Origin of the sequence: Klebsiella sp. WP8-S18-ESBL-06, assembly GCF_014169755.1 — a bacterium.
In the GTDB taxonomy this organism is placed as follows: Bacteria; Pseudomonadota; Gammaproteobacteria; order Enterobacterales; family Enterobacteriaceae; genus Kluyvera; species Kluyvera ascorbata_B.
Map to the genome: position 1 here is coordinate 3,481,746 of NZ_AP022256.1, position 17,591 is coordinate 3,499,336.

General features: G+C 54.1%; 14 protein-coding genes, 7 tRNA genes and 1 pseudogene. 1 reads left to right on the forward strand and 21 read right to left on the reverse strand.

The features are described from left to right. Positions 1-11 precede the first annotated feature (11 nt). The 21 genes and pseudogenes from nadA to mngA all read right to left on the reverse strand — a co-directional run bounded on the left by nadA (position 12) and on the right by mngA (position 16,636). Positions 12-1,055 carry a quinolinate synthase NadA gene (gene nadA, locus H7R76_RS16650; protein ID WP_182968017.1) on the reverse strand — a complete coding sequence of 348 codons (1,044 nt, stop codon included), beginning with the start codon at positions 1,053-1,055 and terminating at the stop codon, positions 12-14. Positions 1,056-1,359: 304 nt separating this feature from the next. After that, a tRNA-Lys gene (locus tag H7R76_RS16655) sits at positions 1,360-1,435 on the reverse strand. Positions 1,436-1,465: 30 nt separating this feature from the next. Continuing rightward, positions 1,466-1,541, reverse strand: a tRNA-Lys gene (locus H7R76_RS16660). 44 nt (positions 1,542-1,585) lie between these two features. Beyond that, a tRNA-Lys gene (locus H7R76_RS16665) sits at positions 1,586-1,661 on the reverse strand. Positions 1,662-1,664: 3 nt separating this feature from the next. After that, positions 1,665-1,740 (reverse strand) — tRNA-Val (locus H7R76_RS16670). A gap of 50 nt (positions 1,741-1,790) precedes the next feature. Next, positions 1,791-1,866: transfer RNA gene (locus H7R76_RS16675), tRNA-Lys, on the reverse strand. Positions 1,867-1,868: 2 nt separating this feature from the next. Continuing rightward, positions 1,869-1,944: transfer RNA gene (locus H7R76_RS16680), tRNA-Val, on the reverse strand. 137 nt (positions 1,945-2,081) lie between these two features. Continuing rightward, positions 2,082-2,157 (reverse strand) — tRNA-Lys (locus tag H7R76_RS16685). A 165-nt stretch (positions 2,158-2,322) separates the two neighbouring features. Then, entirely contained in the window at positions 2,323-3,120 is a 798-nt protein-coding gene (gene cpoB / locus H7R76_RS16690) for a cell division protein CpoB (protein WP_182965874.1), read from the reverse strand. 9 nt (positions 3,121-3,129) lie between these two features. Then, positions 3,130-3,651: a peptidoglycan-associated lipoprotein Pal gene (gene pal / locus H7R76_RS16695; protein WP_106924633.1), complete on the reverse strand. Its 522-nt coding sequence runs from the start codon at positions 3,649-3,651 to the stop codon at positions 3,130-3,132. 34 nt (positions 3,652-3,685) lie between these two features. Next, positions 3,686-4,978 (reverse strand): Tol-Pal system beta propeller repeat protein TolB, encoded by a 1,293-nt coding sequence (gene tolB, locus H7R76_RS16700; protein ID WP_106924634.1) that lies wholly within the window; start codon positions 4,976-4,978, stop codon positions 3,686-3,688. Positions 4,979-5,110: 132 nt separating this feature from the next. Further along, complete coding sequence (gene tolA / locus H7R76_RS16705; protein WP_106924635.1) at positions 5,111-6,403, reverse strand: cell envelope integrity protein TolA; 1,293 nt, start codon at positions 6,401-6,403, stop codon at positions 5,111-5,113. A gap of 88 nt (positions 6,404-6,491) precedes the next feature. Next, a complete protein-coding gene (gene tolR / locus H7R76_RS16710; RefSeq protein WP_064548352.1) occupies positions 6,492-6,920 on the reverse strand; it encodes a colicin uptake protein TolR in 429 nt (142 codons plus the stop codon). A 3-nt stretch (positions 6,921-6,923) separates the two neighbouring features. After that, positions 6,924-7,625, reverse strand: coding sequence for a Tol-Pal system protein TolQ (tolQ, locus tag H7R76_RS16715; protein ID WP_074398837.1), 702 nt, complete (start codon positions 7,623-7,625; stop codon positions 6,924-6,926). Next, complete coding sequence (gene ybgC / locus H7R76_RS16720) at positions 7,622-8,026, reverse strand: tol-pal system-associated acyl-CoA thioesterase (protein ID WP_035892730.1); 405 nt, start codon at positions 8,024-8,026, stop codon at positions 7,622-7,624. Before ybgC ends, tolQ begins: the two co-directional genes overlap by 4 nt. Before the next feature lie 145 nt (positions 8,027-8,171). Beyond that, complete coding sequence (gene ybgE, locus H7R76_RS16725; protein ID WP_106924636.1) at positions 8,172-8,468, reverse strand: cyd operon protein YbgE; 297 nt, start codon at positions 8,466-8,468, stop codon at positions 8,172-8,174. Continuing rightward, the gene (gene cydX, locus H7R76_RS16730) at positions 8,468-8,581 is read right to left on the reverse strand and encodes a cytochrome bd-I oxidase subunit CydX (protein ID WP_006177208.1); all 114 of its coding nucleotides are present in this window, start codon (positions 8,579-8,581) and stop codon (positions 8,468-8,470) included. The genes ybgE and cydX overlap by 1 nt, the downstream gene beginning before the upstream one ends. A gap of 14 nt (positions 8,582-8,595) precedes the next feature. Then, complete coding sequence (gene cydB, locus H7R76_RS16735; protein ID WP_182965876.1) at positions 8,596-9,735, reverse strand: cytochrome d ubiquinol oxidase subunit II; 1,140 nt, start codon at positions 9,733-9,735, stop codon at positions 8,596-8,598. 15 nt (positions 9,736-9,750) lie between these two features. Further along, positions 9,751-11,319 carry a cytochrome ubiquinol oxidase subunit I gene (cydA, locus tag H7R76_RS16740; RefSeq protein ID WP_106924638.1) on the reverse strand — a complete coding sequence of 523 codons (1,569 nt, stop codon included), beginning with the start codon at positions 11,317-11,319 and terminating at the stop codon, positions 9,751-9,753. Positions 11,320-12,054: 735 nt separating this feature from the next. Further along, positions 12,055-14,695: pseudogene (mngB, locus tag H7R76_RS16745) on the reverse strand (mannosylglycerate hydrolase). A gap of 24 nt (positions 14,696-14,719) precedes the next feature. Beyond that, entirely contained in the window at positions 14,720-16,636 is a 1,917-nt protein-coding gene (mngA, locus tag H7R76_RS16750; protein ID WP_182965878.1) for a PTS 2-O-a-mannosyl-D-glycerate transporter subunit IIABC, read from the reverse strand. Positions 16,637-16,830: 194 nt separating this feature from the next. Between mngA and H7R76_RS16755 the strand changes: the two genes are divergently transcribed. Then, positions 16,831-17,547 carry a GntR family transcriptional regulator gene (locus H7R76_RS16755; RefSeq protein ID WP_182965880.1) on the forward strand — a complete coding sequence of 239 codons (717 nt, stop codon included), beginning with the start codon at positions 16,831-16,833 and terminating at the stop codon, positions 17,545-17,547. Positions 17,548-17,591: the final 44 nt, after the last annotated feature.

Sequence of the window (17,591 nt, forward strand, 5' to 3'; positions counted from 1 at the left end):
TGTTAGACAGTTTACCCTCGTAGTGTAGCCGCAAAATCAAGCATGCGGTTCAACGGAATCAGCGCCCCCTGGCGGAGAGACTCATTGACGTGAATTTCATGCGCCACACCGCCGTTTTCAAGGCTCTCCGCAATAGCTTTCAGGCCGTTCATCGCCATCCATGGGCAGTGCGCGCAGGTGCGGCAGGTCGCGCCTTCCCCGGCAGTCGGTGCTTCAAACAGCGCTTTATCTGGTACCGCCTGCTGCATTTTGTAGAAGATACCGCGGTCGGTCGCCACGATAAGCTGCTGGTTCGGCAGCGTTTTGGCTGCGTTGATCAGTTGGCTGGTCGACCCAACGGCGTCGGCCATGTCGACAATCGCCTGCGGCGATTCCGGGTGAACCAGTACCGCAGCCTGCGGATACAGCGCTTTCATACGGCTCAGCGCCTGGGTTTTAAACTCATCGTGAACAATACAGGCTCCCTGCCAGCACAACACGTCGGCACCGGTCTGTTTTTGCACGTAGCGACCAAGGTGACGGTCCGGAGCCCAGATAATTTTCTCGCCCAGGCTATCGAGGTGTTCAATGAGTTCAACGGCAATACTTGAAGTAACGACCCAGTCAGCGCGCGCTTTTACCGCAGCGGAGGTATTGGCATAGACCACCACGGTGCGATCCGGATGTGCATCACAGAAGGCGTTGAACTCTTCAATCGGGCAGCCAAGATCCAGCGAACACTCAGCGTTGAGCGTTGGCATCAGGATGGTTTTTTCCGGGCTGAGGATTTTGGCCGTCTCTCCCATAAACCGCACGCCAGCAACCAGCAGCGTGGAAGCAGCATGCTTCGCACCAAAGCGCGCCATCTCCAGCGAATCGGAAATGCAGCCGCCGGTTTCTTCCGCCAGTTGCTGGATCTCTGGATCGGTATAGTAGTGCGCCACCATCACCGCGTTGCGCGCTTTGAGCAAGTGCTTAATTTTTTCACGATAAAATTGTTTTTCATCGCTGCTCAACGCCGTTGGTTTTGGCGGAAACGGGTAAATCGCTGCTTCAGGATCGAACATCACGCTCATCATGCTTCTCGTTTTACTGGCTTAACGAAATACGTGGTTTAAGATGTGGATTCACCATTACCACGGAAATATGTTTTATATGCTAAACAAGATAGCCGATTGCGGTGGAAAAGTCGTGGTGAATTTTGGGTCACTCTTCGGGAAATTTCGCTGTAGGCTGGATAGGCGAAGCGCCATCCGGCGGCCAGCGACAGATTACCGGATGGCGGCGTAAACGCCTTATCCGGCCTACCGCTCGCCTGCACCTTAACTTACCCGTAAACGCTGGATAGCAAAAAGGCGCCTTTAGGGCGCCTTTTTACACTGGTGGGTCGTGCAGGATTCGAACCTGCGACCAATTGATTAAAAGTCAACTGCTCTACCAACTGAGCTAACGACCCCTTATGGGGAACAACTTAATCATTTCAGGATGGTGGGTCGTGCAGGATTCGAACCTGCGACCAATTGATTAAAAGTCAACTGCTCTACCAACTGAGCTAACGACCCATACGGGTGCAGCCTGAAAGATTTTTACTCGGACCATCTAAAGATGGTGGGTCGTGCAGGATTCGAACCTGCGACCAATTGATTAAAAGTCAACTGCTCTACCAACTGAGCTAACGACCCGAGTGGTGGGTGATGACGGGATCGAACCGCCGACCCCCTCCTTGTAAGGGAGGTGCTCTCCCAGCTGAGCTAATCACCCGAAACTGCGCTGGATACTACTGACTACTTCCACCAGACCCATCATAGAAATGGTGGGTCGTGCAGGATTCGAACCTGCGACCAATTGATTAAAAGTCAACTGCTCTACCAACTGAGCTAACGACCCGGTGGTGGGTGATGACGGGATCGAACCGCCGACCCCCTCCTTGTAAGGGAGGTGCTCTCCCAGCTGAGCTAATCACCCGATACTACGCTGGATACTGCTTACTAACTAAGTTAGTGGTGGGTCGTGCAGGATGACTCGGCTTCGCCTCGCCCTACGGGCCGTTGCTTACGCAACGTTATCCTTCACGTTTTACAATCGCGTTCCACCTTAGCGATTGGTGGGTCGTGCAGGATTCGAACCTGCGACCAATTGATTAAAAGTCAACTGCTCTACCAACTGAGCTAACGACCCACTTTTTTTGTCGCTTTCAGGATGTTTGATATCCCTTGGCAACGGCGGCATATATTACTGAATTCAGAATTCAGCGCAACAAGTATTTCGACAAAGATCGTTTAAGTGCTTATGTTTCATGCGGCAAGACCAGAAATAAAACGATTTCTGGTCTTACTTCACGCATCACAGCCCGCTAAGACGTTTTTGCGCCTGCTTGGCACCGTCGGTACCTGGGTATTTGCTGACAACCTGCTGGTAAACCGCTTTTGCCTTCGCGGTATCCCCTTTGTCCTGCATGATGACCCCAACCTTAAACATTGCGTCTGCCGCCTTTGGCGACTTCGGATAGTTTTTCACCACCGACGCAAAGTAGTACGCCGCATCATCTTTTTTACCCTTATTGTAATTCAACTGCCCCAGCCAGTAGTTGGCGTTGGGCTGATAGGTTGAATCAGGGTACTTTTTGACGAAATTCTGAAACGCCGCAATCGCATCGTCCTGGCGGGAACTGTCCTTCACCAGCGCGATCGCCGCATTGTAATCGGTATTCGCATCGCCCGTTTGCGCCGGAACGCCAGCAGAGGCGGTCCCTCCGCTCGCTGGCGCAGCCGTAGCCGCCGCTGCGTTACTTTGATCGCCAGAAGTCTGCGGCGCCGCTGATGCGGCGCCACCGCTGTTCAGGCTATCAATTTGCAGCATGATCTGCTTTTGACGATCCATCACCTGATTCAACTGGTACTGACTTTCCTGGATCTGTCCACGGAGGGCATCAATATCAGACTGGTTATCAGAGAGTTGTTGCTGGAGTTGGGTCAAAAGTTGACTGTGAGCATTAGAAATACGCTCGAGTTGGGTGACGCGGTCTTCGACCGAGCCTGAGCCGACACTACTGATTGGCGCCTGAGCAAAAGCGGCCCAAGGGGCCGCTATGCCAACCAGTAACGACAGACTCAATAAATGATGTCTGAAGTTACTGCTCATGCAATTCTCTTAGTAAACCAGTACGGCACGACGGTTTTTGGCGTAAGCCGCTTCGTCATGACCCAGTACTGCAGGTTTTTCTTTACCGTAAGAAACGATGGAGATCTGGTCAGCAGAAACGCCTTTACCCTGCAGGTACATTTTAACAGCGTTAGCACGACGTTCGCCCAGGGAGATGTTGTACTCCGGAGTACCACGTTCGTCCGCATGACCTTCTACGGTGACTTTGTAAGACGGGTTGCTACGCAGGAAGTTTGCGTGCGCATCCAGCATTGCAGCGAAGTCAGAACGGATATCGTACTTGTCCAGATCGAAGTAAACGATGTTGTTCTGCTGCAGCTGTTGCATCTGAAGACGCGCTTGCTCTTCAGAAGACATGTTGCCGTTACCGTTCGCATCCATACCAGTGCCGGCGCCGTTCAGCATGCCTTCGCTGCCGTCATTGCTGGCGTTCTTGTTGGAAGAACATGCCGCGATTGCCATAACAGGCAGAGCAATCAACAGCCCCTTCAGCACTTTGTTCAGTTGCATTTCAATGATTCCTTTACTAATCAATTAATTATTATCACAGATACGGCGACCAGGCAGGGAATTTGACCTGTCCATCAGTTGCCGGAAGACGCGCTTTGAAACGCCCATCTGTAGAAACCAAATTCAGCACGGATCCCATCCCCTGAGAAGAGCTGTAGATTACCATAGTGCCGTTAGGTGCCAGACTTGGCGTTTCGTCCAGGAACGTTGACGACAGTACTTGTACGCCACCCGCTACCAGATCCTGCTTAGCAATGTGCTGCTGGCCGTTAGCCGAGCTGACCATTACCATAAACTTACCGTCGCTGCTGACATCAGCATCCTGGTTCTGCGAACCTTCCCAGGTAATACGCTGCGGAGCACCGCCGTTGACGTTAACTTTATACACCTGCGGACGACCGGCCTGGTCGGAAGTAAAGGCCAGGTTCTGGCTGTCCGGGAACCATGTCGGTTCCGTGTTGTTGCTGCGACCATCGGTTACCTGACGGATCTGACCGGAGCCGATATCCATCACGTACAGGTTCAGGCTGCCGGTTTTAGACAGCGCGAACGCCAGTTTGCTGCCGTCCGGAGAGAACGCCGGCGCACCGTTGTGACGCGGGAAGGAAGCCACCTGGCGAACCGCACCGTTTGCCAGCGTCTGGATAACCAGCGCCGAACGGCCGCTTTCGAAGGTGACGTAAGCCAGTTTCGAGCCGTCCGGAGACCACGCCGGAGACATCAGCGGCTGCGGAGAACGGTGAACGACAAACTGGTTGTAACCATCGTAGTCAGAAACGCGCAGTTCGTACGGGAACTGACCGCCGTTGGTCTGCACGACGTAGGCAATACGGGTACGGAATGCTCCCTTGATGCTGGTCAGCTTCTCGAACACTTCATCACTGGCAGTGTGGCCCGCGTAGCGCAGCCACTGCTTGTTCACTTTGTAAGTGTTTTGCGCCAGTACGGTACCCGGCGCACCGCCGGTATCGACTAACTGGTAAGAAACATTATAGCTGCCGTCGGCGTTCGGGCTTACCTGGCCGACAACCACAGCATCAATGCCCAGCGCAGACCAGGCTGCCGGCTGAACTTCCTGAGCGCTGCCCGGCTGCTGCGGCAGACGAGAACGATCTAACGGGTTGAATTTCCCGCTGTTACGTAGGTCAGCGCCCACGATGCCGCCGATATCTTCAGGCGCAGCACCCGGCCCGGCCCACTGGAACGGAACGACGCCAATCGGACGCGCCGAGTCCACCCCTTGGGTGATCTCGATACGTACTTCTGCGTGCAGCACCGCTGCCCACAGCATCAGAAAACCAAATGCTACTCGTAATGCCTGCTTCATCATTTCTCCCTTATCCAGGCGGAAAGCCCACGATAATTTAGCAGAATGTTAACAAACTAAAATACACAAAACTACCAAAACCCTGCGACGATTCCGCCTTTATTTTTCACGTACTGCGACGAAAAATAATGCTTAAGGCTTAAAGTCCAGCGGCGCATTTTTAAAGGTCTGCCAGACCGCTTGTGACGGCGGTTTCGGGAATTTGGTCATGCGGTTGGTTGCCGCCAGCATTTGCTGACAGAACGCCTCATCGCCACCTTCCTGTTTCACGCTCAGCACGGTACCATCTTCAGCCAGGTTCACGCGTAACGTACAGGTCTTCCCTTTATAGGTATCCCAGTCGTACAGGTGACCTTTAATCGCGGCCTGAACCTGCGCAATATAGGACGCAATTTCAGCCTGCGACGCCCCACCCTGCCCCGGCTTGTTACCTTTAGCAGGAGAAGAGCCACCGGCGCTACCGCTGGTGTTGCCTTTCGGCGCATTCTTACCAGAACTCAGATCGCCCAGCAGATCATCAACCCCCGAAGCGGCAGCCGCTTTTTCAGCGGCGGCTTTTTTCGCGGCAGCCGCTTTCTCGCCAGCCGCTTTCTTGTCTGCAGCGGCTTTTTCTGCAGCAGCCTTCTTATCTGCAGCAGCTTTCGCGGCAGCGGCAGCTTTATCAGCAGCGGCTTTTTCCGCAGCTGCGGCCGCTTTCTCGGCGGCCGCTTTTTCAGCGGCAGCGGCTTTCTCAGCAGCGGCCTTTTCAGCGGCAGCCTTCTTCGCCGCTTCCGCAGCCGCTTTCTTCTCTGCATCTGCGGCAGCTTTCGCGGCGGCAGCTTCGGCAACCTTTTTCGCATCGGCGGCGGCTTTTGCCGCTTCAGCTTCCGCTTTTTTCTGCGCGTCAGCAGCGGCTTTCTTCGCCGCTTCAGCGGCGGCTTTTGCCTGAGCATCGGCCTTCGCCTTGGCATCGGCCGCGGCTTTCGCGGCAGCTTCTGCGGCTTCTTTAGCCTGTGCGTCGGCCTTCGCTTTGGCGTCGGCGGCGGCTTTCTTCGCCGCTTCCTCAGCCTGCTTCTGCTGTTCCTGCGCCTGCTTAGCCGCTTCCTGGGCTTCTAAACGCTCTTTTTCCAGCGCTTTTAAACGTTCCTGTTCCGCAGCCTGCTTTTCACGCAGCTCTTCGGCCTGCTGCTGAGCCTGTTTTTCACGCTGCTCTTGCGCACGTTTCGAACTGGCCTGCTGCTGCTGTTGGCGATTATAGTTGTCGACGACCGCACCCGGATCGACCATGACCGCGTCGATGGATGACCCACCGCCCCCGCCGGCCGCGGCGTCTAAATGCTCATCGAACGAACTCCAGATCAGCGCCGCAAACAGAATGACGTGCAGCACTGCTGAAATAATTATCGCTCGTTTAAGCTTATCGTTTTGTTCGGTTGCCTTTGACACTCTCGGTTCCCAAAAACTGTTCCCCCGTTACCCTACCGTACACGGTGCAGGCCGTTCCCGGCCTGCGGCAAATACGGTATGTCGGCGGTTAAATTGGCTGGGTCATCAACCCGACCGATTTCACCCCGGCGCTGTGTAACAGGTTAAGCGCTTTAATTATTTCATCGTAAGGCACGTCTTTCGCGCCCCCAATTAAGAAGACCGTCTTCGGATTCGCCTGCAAACGGCGCTGCGCTTCTGCGACCACCTGTTCAGGCGGCAGCTGCGGCATCTTTTCCGGGCCAACGTTCACGCTGTATTGCCCCACGCCGGACACTTCAACAATGACCGGGGGTTCATCATTACTGCTGACAGCCTGTGATTCGGTGGCATCAGGAAGATCCACTTCCACGCTCTGCGTAATGATCGGCGCTGTCGCCATAAAGATCAGCAGCAGCACCAACAACACATCCAGCAGCGGAACGATGTTAATTTCGGACTTCAGTTCGCGACGTCCGCGTCCACGTGCTCTGGCCATGGCTTACCCCTTGTTGCTCTCGCTGGCGGTGCTGGCGGTAAAAGCCTGACGGTGCAGAATCGCGGTGAACTCTTCCATAAAGTTGTCGTAGTTCAGCTCCAGTTTATTCACACGCTGGTTCAGACGGTTATACGCCATAACCGCAGGGATCGCGGCGAACAGACCGATAGCGGTAGCGATCAGCGCTTCGGCGATCCCCGGCGCAACCATCTGCAGCGTAGCCTGTTTTACCGCGCCCAGCGCGATAAAGGCGTGCATGATCCCCCATACGGTACCGAACAGACCGATATACGGACTGATGGACCCCACGGTACCCAGGAACGGAATGTGCGTTTCCAGCGTTTCCAGCTCGCGGTTCATCGAAATACGCATCGCACGCGATGCCCCTTCCACGATGGCTTCCGGCGCATGGCTGTTGGCACGATGCAGACGCGCAAACTCTTTAAAGCCGCTGTAGAAGATCTGTTCCGATCCCGCGAGGTTTTCACGACGCCCCTGGCTCTCCTGATACAGACGAGACAGTTCGATGCCGGACCAGAATTTATCTTCAAACGCTTCGGCCTCACGGCTTGCCGCGTTAAGGATGCGCGTTCTCTGGATGATGATGGCCCAGGAGGCGATTGAAAAACCAATCAAAATCAACATGATAAGTTTAACCAGAAGGCTAGCCTTCAGGAACAAATCAAGGATGTTCATGTCAGTCACTGCTTAAACTCCGCGACAATAGACTTGGGAAGCGCACGAGGCTTCATGATGAGTGGATCAACACAGACAATCAGGACTTCTGCTTCGTTCAGAACCTTATTCTCAGCGTTGACTATTCGCTGCGTGAACACCATTGAGGTACCGCGCATTGATGTAATTTCTGTCTGGACTTCGAGCATATCGTCGAGTCGGGCAGCCGCAAAATACTCCAGCGTCATTTTACGCACGACAAAGGCCACGCGCTCAGCCAACAGTACCTGCTGGCTGAAGTGATGGTGACGCAGCATCTCTGTGCGCGCTCTTTCATAGAAAGCGACATAGCTGGCGTGATAAACCACACCACCGGCATCGGTATCTTCATAGTAGACACGAACCGGCCATCGAAACAGCGTTGTATTCACTTTACGTCCCAGTAATGCAAAAAAATTTTGGGTTTTTGAACTTCGCTACTATACGCGCGGGAATGATGCTTTGGAATGGGGGGAAGTAAACGGAGAGTAAATTTTTATGGGCTTAAGCAAGCCCATCGTTTTCAGATGAAAATTTTCAGCGGGAAAAGAAGAAAATCAGCCCGGCAAACAGCACCAGTTCGGCGATAAGCGGACAAAAAATCCCCTGCCAGTGAATCGACCGCAGGCGGAAGCCCACGCCGTGAATCACGCCCGCGCACACCGACCACATCAGCAGAAAACCGTGCCAGATTTCCAGTTCGCTGGTCTTCGCCGCAAAGCGCGACGGGTCCCAGAAGATGCAGCCTGCCAGCAGCAGGGCCATCACAAGGGAAAGCGCCCGCAGGGGGCGCTTGTCCATTATCGCATACAACATTGCGATAACATTTTTCATCAGTGTTTTTCTTCACCCGCTTTGGACGCTTCAACGTGCTCAAGCGCCAGCGCGGTGATCACGCCGAATGCACAGGCAAGAAGCGTTCCCAAAATCCATGCGAAATACCACATATTCAGCTCCTTACTTAGTACAGAGAGTGGGTGTTACGTTCGATGTCTTCTTTGGTGATGCGACCGAACATTTTCCAGTAACACCAGGTGGTGTAGGCCAGAATAATCGGTACGAAGACAATCGCGACATAGGACATCAGGTTCAGCGTCAGCTGGCTGGACGTTGCATCCCACATGGTCAGGCTCGCATTCATCATCGTGCTGGACGGCATAATGAACGGGAACATGGCGATACCAGCGGTCAGAATGATGCAGGCCAGCGTCAGTGAGGAGAACAGGAACGCCCACGCGCCTTTATCCGCTTTCGTGCACAGGATAGTCAGCAGCGGCAGCACCACGCCCAGAGCAGGAATCGCCCACAGCGCCGGCATGTTGTTGAAGTTCACCATCCACGCACCGGCTTCACGCGCCACTTCTTTGGTCAGCGGGTTGGACGGACCGGTGTGATCCAGAACAGATTTCACCACGTAGCCGTCGATACCGTAGTAGACCCAAACGCCTGCCAGTGCGAAGCAAACCAGCGTAACCAGCGCAGCCACCATCGAAACGGAGCGCGTGCGCAGATGCAGCTCGCCCACGGTACGCATCTGCAGGTAGGTCGCCCCTTGGGTCAGGATCATCGCCACGCTCACCACGCCCGCCAGCAGGCCAAACGGATTCAGCAGCTGGAAGAAATTGCCGGTGTAGTAAAGACGCAGGTACTCATCAATATGGAATGGGACGCCCTGCAGCAGGTTACCAAACGCCACGCCGATCACCAGCGGCGGCACAAAGCTGCCCACGAAGATGCCCCAGTCCCACATGTTACGCCAGCGGCTATCTTCAATCTTCGAACGGTAGTCGAAACCCACCGGGCGGAAGAATAATGATGCCAGAACCAGAATCATCGCCACGTAGAAGCCAGAGAAGGCTGCCGCGTAGACCATCGGCCAGGCAGCAAACAGCGCGCCGCCGGCGGTGATGAGCCATACCTGGTTACCGTCCCAGTGCGGTGCGATGGCGTTAATCATAATTCGACGCTCGGTGTCATTGCGACCGAGGAAGCGGGTGAGCATGCCCACCCCCATGTCGAAGCCGTCGGCGACCGCAAAACCGATCAGCAGAATGCCGATCAGCAGCCACCAGATAAAACGCAATACTTCATAATCGATCATTTGACGACTCCTGTCTTAGCGTGCCGGCTGAATAGTCGCGGAGGACTGTTCAAAGTGATAGCGACCGGTTTTCAGGCTGCTTGGTCCTTTGCGGGCAAATTTGAACATCAGGAACAGTTCAGCCACCAGGAACAGCGTGTACAGACCGCAGATCAGCACCATGGAGAAGATCAGGTCACCCGCCGTCAGCGACGAGTTGGCGACCGCCGTTGGCAGCACCTCACCGATAGCCCACGGTTGGCGGCCATACTCAGCGACAAACCAGCCCGCCTCAACGGCAATCCACGGCAGCGGCAGGCCATAGAACGCAGCGCGCAGCAGCCATTTTTTCTCACCGATACGGTTACGAATAACAGTCCAGAAGGAGGCGCCGATAATCAGCAGCATCAGCACACCGCACGCCACCATGATACGGAAGGCGAAGTACAGCGGCGCAACGCGCGGAATAGAGTCTTTGGTCGCTTTCTGGATCTGCTCTTCAGTCGCATCAGCCACGTTCGGCGTATAGCGTTTCAGCAGCAGGCCATAGCCCAGATCTTTCTTCACGTCATTGAACTGCGCACGTACCGCCGGATCGGTCGCGCCCGCGCGCAGCTGCTCCAGCAGAGAGTAGGCTTTCATACCGTTACGGATACGCTCTTCGTGCTGCACCATCAGATCTTTCAGGCCCGTCACCTGTTTATCAACGGAACGGGTGGCGATGATGCCCAGCGCGTAAGGAATTTGAATCGAGAAGCGGTTTTCCTGCGCATCCTGATCCGGAATACCAAACAGAGTAAAGGCGGCCGGCGCCGGCTGCGTTTCCCATTCGGCCTCAATAGCGGCCAGTTTGGTTTTCTGCACGTCACCCATTTCGTAACCGGATTCATCGCCCAGTACGATAACGGAAAGAATTGCCGCCATACCGAAGCTAGCGGCAATCGCAAAGGAGCGCTTGGCAAACGCGAAGTCGCGACCTTTGAGCATATACCAGGAGCTGATGGCCAGAATGAACATCGCGCCGGTCACGTAGCCGGAAGCGACGGTGTGAACGAATTTCACCTGCGCAACCGGGTTCAGGACCAGCTCAGAGAAGCTGACCATTTCCATACGCATGGTTTCAAAGTTGAAATCGGAAGCAATCGGGTTCTGCATCCAACCGTTCGCTACCAGAATCCACAGCGCGGAGAGGTTGGAGCCAAGCGCCACCAGCCAGGTGACCGCCATATGCTGGACTTTACCCAGACGATCCCAACCGAAGAAGAACAGACCTACAAAGGTAGATTCGAGGAAGAAGGCCATCAGACCCTCGATGGCCAGCGGCGCACCGAAGATATCGCCCACGTAGTGGGAGTAGTAGGACCAGTTAGTCCCGAACTGGAACTCCATGGTCAGACCGGTAGCCACACCCAGCGCAAAGTTGATACCAAACAACTTGCCCCAGAACTTGGTCATATCTTTATAAATCTGTTTGCCGGAAAGGACGTAGACCGTTTCCATGATTGCCAGCAGGAACGCCATACCCAGCGTCAGCGGAACAAACAGGAAGTGGTACATCGCGGTCAAGGCAAACTGTAAGCGCGACAGTTCGACTATATCTAACATCATGACTCCTTGCTCATCGCATGAAGACTCCGAGATTGAACCCGTTACCCGGGATTCAAACACATGCCCCAATACAAATTTATTTGTCCCCTTCCCTACAGCAGCCCCTTGTCGTCAACAGGAAACAGCAATAAGTGAAAGTTACAAACCTGTTAATAAAAAACTCAATTGATCCCTAAAATATATTACGCTGTAAAACCCTTACAATAAACAGGTTTTTATTGGAGAAGTTTTACGTTTTTTGACGGTGATCAATTTATAGCGAATCACACTGTTTTAGGCCAATTTGATCCACGACAATTTATCCGTTTTGACACCTTATATCCAGTGATTACATATTGATTTAAATCAACTTCACGCAATATTGTTAATTATGTTTTTAATTGAACGTCATGATGAATAGAATGTTAATGATGTGTTTTTATTCTGGCATTGATGGTTATCAAATGAAGTGAGATTGAATGGTGTGGTAATTAAATTTAACGAGGCATGCTGGGAACAGGCCAATAATGCCCGTATAGATTAAAGTAGACCTTCCGTCATTTTTTTCCAATGCTGACATCTGTCTGAATGATAATTAACAAGTTTTTAACCAAATAAATTATTAATGCAACATTCATCCCTTCTGAACGGATGCCAGCCGGGTATAAACGTCTGAGCCCTTACTCGTCAATCGAACAAAAAACAGGCAAGCGGGCAACGCCAGCAGGCTCGCTGACGTTACCCTCCACACCATCAGCCAGGCTTAACGCTAAAAGTACGCGACTGACATGGATGGAAAACGCCGGCGATGACCTTTGTGGCATCCTGATCCGGGTACGGGATTTCATCCATTCCCGTTTCCCGGCACGCCGCCACACCTTGGCTGAATGACACAGCGGCCTCACTACACTGGCTGTCGGACGGATTGAACAAACGTAAAATAATCTCATCGCGATCCTCGGCCTTTTTTAGCGCACTGAGCTGGCAGCCTACCGGCGACATGCTGAGCAGACTGTAGCTTTCGGGCACAATCGCCCCGCTTTTATTCAGCTTCATCGCATCCCACGGAATTTTGTTATAGCACTGAATGGGGGTCAGCCAGGATCTTGCCTGCTGAGCCAGGCCGATATTCAGCGGCGTCCCGCTATAGCTGAACAGGCTAAACCGCCCATGAAGCGGGCCACGCATCTGCGAATCAGGCACCGGCAGTTTAATTCCCGAGGGACGACCAGGGCGTAGAAGCAGATCTTCTTTACCCAATACCCCTACGCCACGAAGCAGCGTCAGGGCGAAGGTTTTTTTCTCCTCGCCGAGTACTTCAAACTCGCGTAGCCCCTCGCTAAAAACGGCTAGCCCGTTACGCCCTTCCTGAAGAGCGGCATAGTTGAGTAAATTCCATACCGGGATCGGCGCTTCCTTCCACCCCTCTTCTTGCCAGTAAGCCATTGCCTCATCGCGAACCGGGCGCATTATTGAGCCAAACTGTGTATCGGCCAGTACTTCCCGCGTGTGAAAAGGCGTCGGAATCAGCACCCGAACGCGGTGATCGTCAGCCTGATTATCCAGCCTGGCCTCCACGTCAATACGCCGACTATTGTGGCTGAGGGTCACCTCCACTTCGATGCCAAGCTCACCGTTACGCTGGCGCGCCGCACGCGCGTTAAGATTTGCTGGCACCGCCATCTGATAACGAATAATCACCCGACTTTGCCAGGCATCGTGGATGACCTCGTAGTCAAAAGGCGTTTGCACGCTCGTCAGCACCCACTCCTCTCGCGGAGGCGAATAGTCATATTCATCACCATCGTCACCGCCGTCTTCGATTTCCAGCACCCGGTCATAAACGATTCCGCTGTCTTTATCACGCAGTCGTAACGTTCCGTCGCTATTCATCTCAATTTGCCAGAAGGCGTTTTCCAGCAGCGATGTCGCCGCGGGTGAAGGCTTCACCAGGCTTCCCGCGACGTGCGGCTCAACGTACAGCGTGCGGTAGCCCATCGACGGCAGGATTTGGTGAAGCTGAATATCAAACTCCATAAAGGGCTCGTAGTTCCCGTAGTGCACAATTTGCCGGTCAATAAGCCCGGGATCGATCTCCCTCGCCTGGCGAATAAAATAGGGAATGTCATGACCTTTGCCGTCAACCAGGCGGAACTGGCTGGCCCGCAGGCGAATCGTGGTGTTGATCGTCTCTTCGCGCGGCCACGGCATCAGGTTAAACATCACCAGTTTATCTTCTGCGCTGTGCGCCATGTTGTCGGCAATCTTGCGCATATAAAAGCGAATCAGGTTATCCGCCATGTCTTCGGCCAGTACAAAACGCGAGACAATCTCCTGATGGACTTTGTCGCTACAGCAGCAGCCAATGCTGTCATGGGCGTGGTTTTTTAAAATTTCTTTCCACATTTTCTCGAGCAGGCCATGGTGATATTCAAAGCCCAGGCTCCAGGCTCCAGGCCAGCGTGGCTAGCGGTTCCAGAATATTGACGATTTTATTCTCAATGCGCGCATGGGCGATTTTGATATCCATACGCGTAGAGCCAATAGTCCGGTGAACGCGCATGTATTTGCCGTCGATAAACTCGCCCTGTAGGGTCGCCAACACGTCGCGGTGCGCTTCAATGCGCTCAAAGACATCTTCAAAACGGCTCATGACAAACTGCCGCTGCGGATAAATCTCGCGCAGCTTCTCCATCACGGCGAAGATATTTTGTTGCAGTGGCATCTGGTCGTGGCCGTTGGGCAGCAGGATCTCTTGGGTGACCGAGGCTTTTTCCAGCACATCAAAGTAACCATCAAGCCGTTTACGCAGCCCGGCTTCGTCCTCCGGTAAGTACTTACCAATCGCGTAGCCCAACGGCAGCACCTGGGTGACCACTTCACTTCCGTCCCGGCTTTGCCATAAAAACTCCGTTTTATCGGTGCCATGGCGCTCAGAGCAGCCGCGCCAGAAGAGCGCGCGGGTCAGACCAAAGCCGTTATAAATATGCGGTAGCTGCCCGGACATACCGAACGAATCCGGAAGGTAGCCAATCTTCATCGGTTCGCCAAACGCCATACAGTCACGAATGCCGTACATCAGATTACGCACGATAGATTCACCAGAGACAAGGGTGGTGTCGGTTTGCGTATACCAGGGTCCAATGATCAATTTACCGGCCTGTACCAGCGATTTCACGCGTTCGCGATTTTCCGGCTTCACGGCGAAGTAGTCTTCAAGTATGGCCGTTTGCCCGTCCAGCACGTAGTACTTGTAATCAGCGTCCTGTTCAAGGCGGGAGAGGATCTCTTCCATATTGTTGATGAGTAAAATACGTGACTCTTCGGTAGTGAAATACCATTCACGGTCCCAGTGCATATGTGGCGTAATGTGAACGCGAGATACTGCTTTCATCTTCGTTTCCTGTTAAGTAAGTGCTTACGGCATCACGCTATCGGTGGTGTATTTTCCCTGCTTTACCGCCTGACGACGCCAGAGCAACAGCACCATGGTCGAGATAAACGTCCCAACCAGCGCGGCGCCAAACCAGCCCGCCGCCGCAGTAAAAGCGCCGATTCCGGCATGCTGAAGTAAAAAGAGAGAGAAAATCCCTGCGCCCGGCGTGGAAAGACCGATCCCCATCGCGCCGACAATCGCGCCGGTCGCCATCGACCCCAGGACAAAAGAACCAATCACGCGTAGCGGATCTTCAATAGCCATCGGAATCGCCCCTTCGGTAATTCCGGCCAGACCGAGCAGCCAGGTCGATTTACCGGTTTCGATCTCAAACTGTTTAAACAGATGCGGTGCCAGCAGGGTGGACGCCGTCACGGTGAAGGCCGAAACCATTTTGACTGAAGCAAAAATGGCGTACGGGCCATATACGCCGTTGGCCATAGCCCCCAGGCAGAAGGCATAAGCGGCTTTGTTTACCGGACCACCGAGATCGAACGAGCACATAAAACCGAGGATCATGCCCAGCAGCAGAGCATTTGCACCGGATAACCCGTTCAGCCACGCGGTGAGCGAATTGTTAATCCATGCCACGGGTTCACCAATCACGAACAGCATCAGGCTGCCCGCCGCCAGCGTGCCGATAACCGGATAAAGGTAGAACGTCAGAAAACCGTTAAAACGCGCGCTCAGGCGGATATGGTTTTTGACCCAGCGCATCAGGTAACCCGCGATCAGCCCCCCGGCGACGGCGCCCAGAAAACCGGCGCCAATCATATTGGCCGCCAGCCCGGCGGCAAAGCCGGGTGCCAGCGCCGGTTTATCGGCCAACGAGTAAGCCGTATAGGCAGACAGCACGGGCACCATCAGCGTTCCCAACATGCCGCCGCCCAGCTTGCGGTACATCCACAGCCAGGAGTTCTCCAAATCAAAAAGGTGCTGCAGGCCAAAAATCTGCGCCAGCAGTACCGCCACCGCCAGCACGGTCCCACCGGCGACAATCAGCGGAACAGCAAATGAAATGCCGCTCAGCAATGCCTGTTTGAGCTCGGTTTTCACGCTTTTTTTCTGCTCCAACTGCGGCTGGGCGTGCCTCTCCCCTTTCAGGGGCTCCAGCGCCAACGCGCGTTCAATCAGCGCCTCGGCGTGGCGCAGCGGTTCCGCAACCGGAACGGAAAGAGACGGCAGACCGCGAAAGCGCTCGCTCTCCTTAATGGCCACTTCTGCCGCGAAAATACAGGCCCGGGCATCGTTGAGCTGTTGCGCGGTGAGGCGGCCTTCAATACCGTTGGCTCCCTGCTTTTCCACCACCACATTGACGCCCATGCGCCGCCCGGCTTTCTCCAGATACTCTGCCGCCATATAGGTGTGCGCAATGCCCGCCGGGCAAGCGGTCACGCAGACGATGGTGGGCGCCTCGGCGTCCAGTTCAATCGCCGCCTTCTCTGGCTGAGCCGCCAGCGCTGCCAGCAACGCTTCGGCGCTGTCGGCAGCCATCACGCGGCGCCGCACGTCGTCATCGGCGAGCCGGGTGGTGAGTTCCGTCAGGATCTGAATATGGGTGGATCCCGCTTGCGCTGGCGGGATGGCCAGCAGAAAAATCAGCTCGACCGGTTCAGGGCCATCTACCCCGTCCCATGCCAGCGGTTTGCTCAGCGTGGCGACCGCAAATGCCGCCTCTTTTACCGCCGCCGTTTTGCCGTGCGGCACCGCCAGACCTTCGCCAAGTGCCGTTGGCCCCTGCGATTCCCGGTGAAAAACTTCCGCCAGATAGGCATCGATATCGGTAATGTTGCCCAGTTCAGCCAGCCGCTGTGCCAGCTGGCGAATCGCGTCATCGCGATCGGTAAAACATGCCTGTAAACAGACAGCACGAGGGTGAGACAGGGTCGTCAGGTTCATGATGATCCTCAGAGGATTGTCGTTATGTTGTGCGGCGATTGTGGCAGACAAAATAATACATTTAAGTGATCAATTTCACTAATAGCCAATAATTTGTATTTAATTTGTATTTAATTTGTATTGTTTACTATTATTGAGATGTCGGCATAATCAGCTAAAAAGGTCTTAACCAATTCATACAAAAGCGAAAAGCGATGAGTAAAAAACCGATGTATCGCCAGATTGCCGACGCACTGCGGGGGCAAATTACGCGCGGTGAGCTAAAACCGGGCGACGCGTTGCCAACCGAATCAGCGTTACAGGCAGCTTTTCAGGTCAGCCGTGTGACCGTCAGACAGGCGCTCAAGCTGCTTACCGAGCAGGAAATTATTGAAAGCATTCAGGGAAGCGGCTCCTATGTGAAAGAAGAGCGCGTCAACTACGATATCTACCAACTCACCAGCTTTTACGAGAAGCTCGCCGACCGACACGTCGAAACCCACAGCGAAGTGAAAGTGTTTGAAGTCATCGCGGCCGGTGAAGCATTGGCCGAGCAGCTGCAGCTGGCCGCCGACGATAAGGTCTGGCACGTTAAGCGCGTGCGGTTTATCAAGCAAAAGGCGGTCACCCTTGAAGAAACGTGGATGCCACTCGCCCTTTTCCCCGACCTGACCTGGGAAGTGATGGAGAATTCTAAATATCACTTTATTGAAGCGATCAAAAAAATGGTTATCGATCGTAGCGAACAGGAACTTATCCCAGTGATCCCCAACGAAGAAACGGTGGCTATGCTGGGAATTATGCCGGGCAAACCGGTGCTGGAAAAAGTATCGCGCGGCTTTTTGCAGGATGGGCGAATCTTTGAATATAGCCGCAATACCTTTAAGAGCGACGACTATAAATTTACGCTGGTCGCCAGACGGCGCCATTAAAAAAGGCCGCCCAGGGGCGGCCAACCATGTCGAAACCAGACATA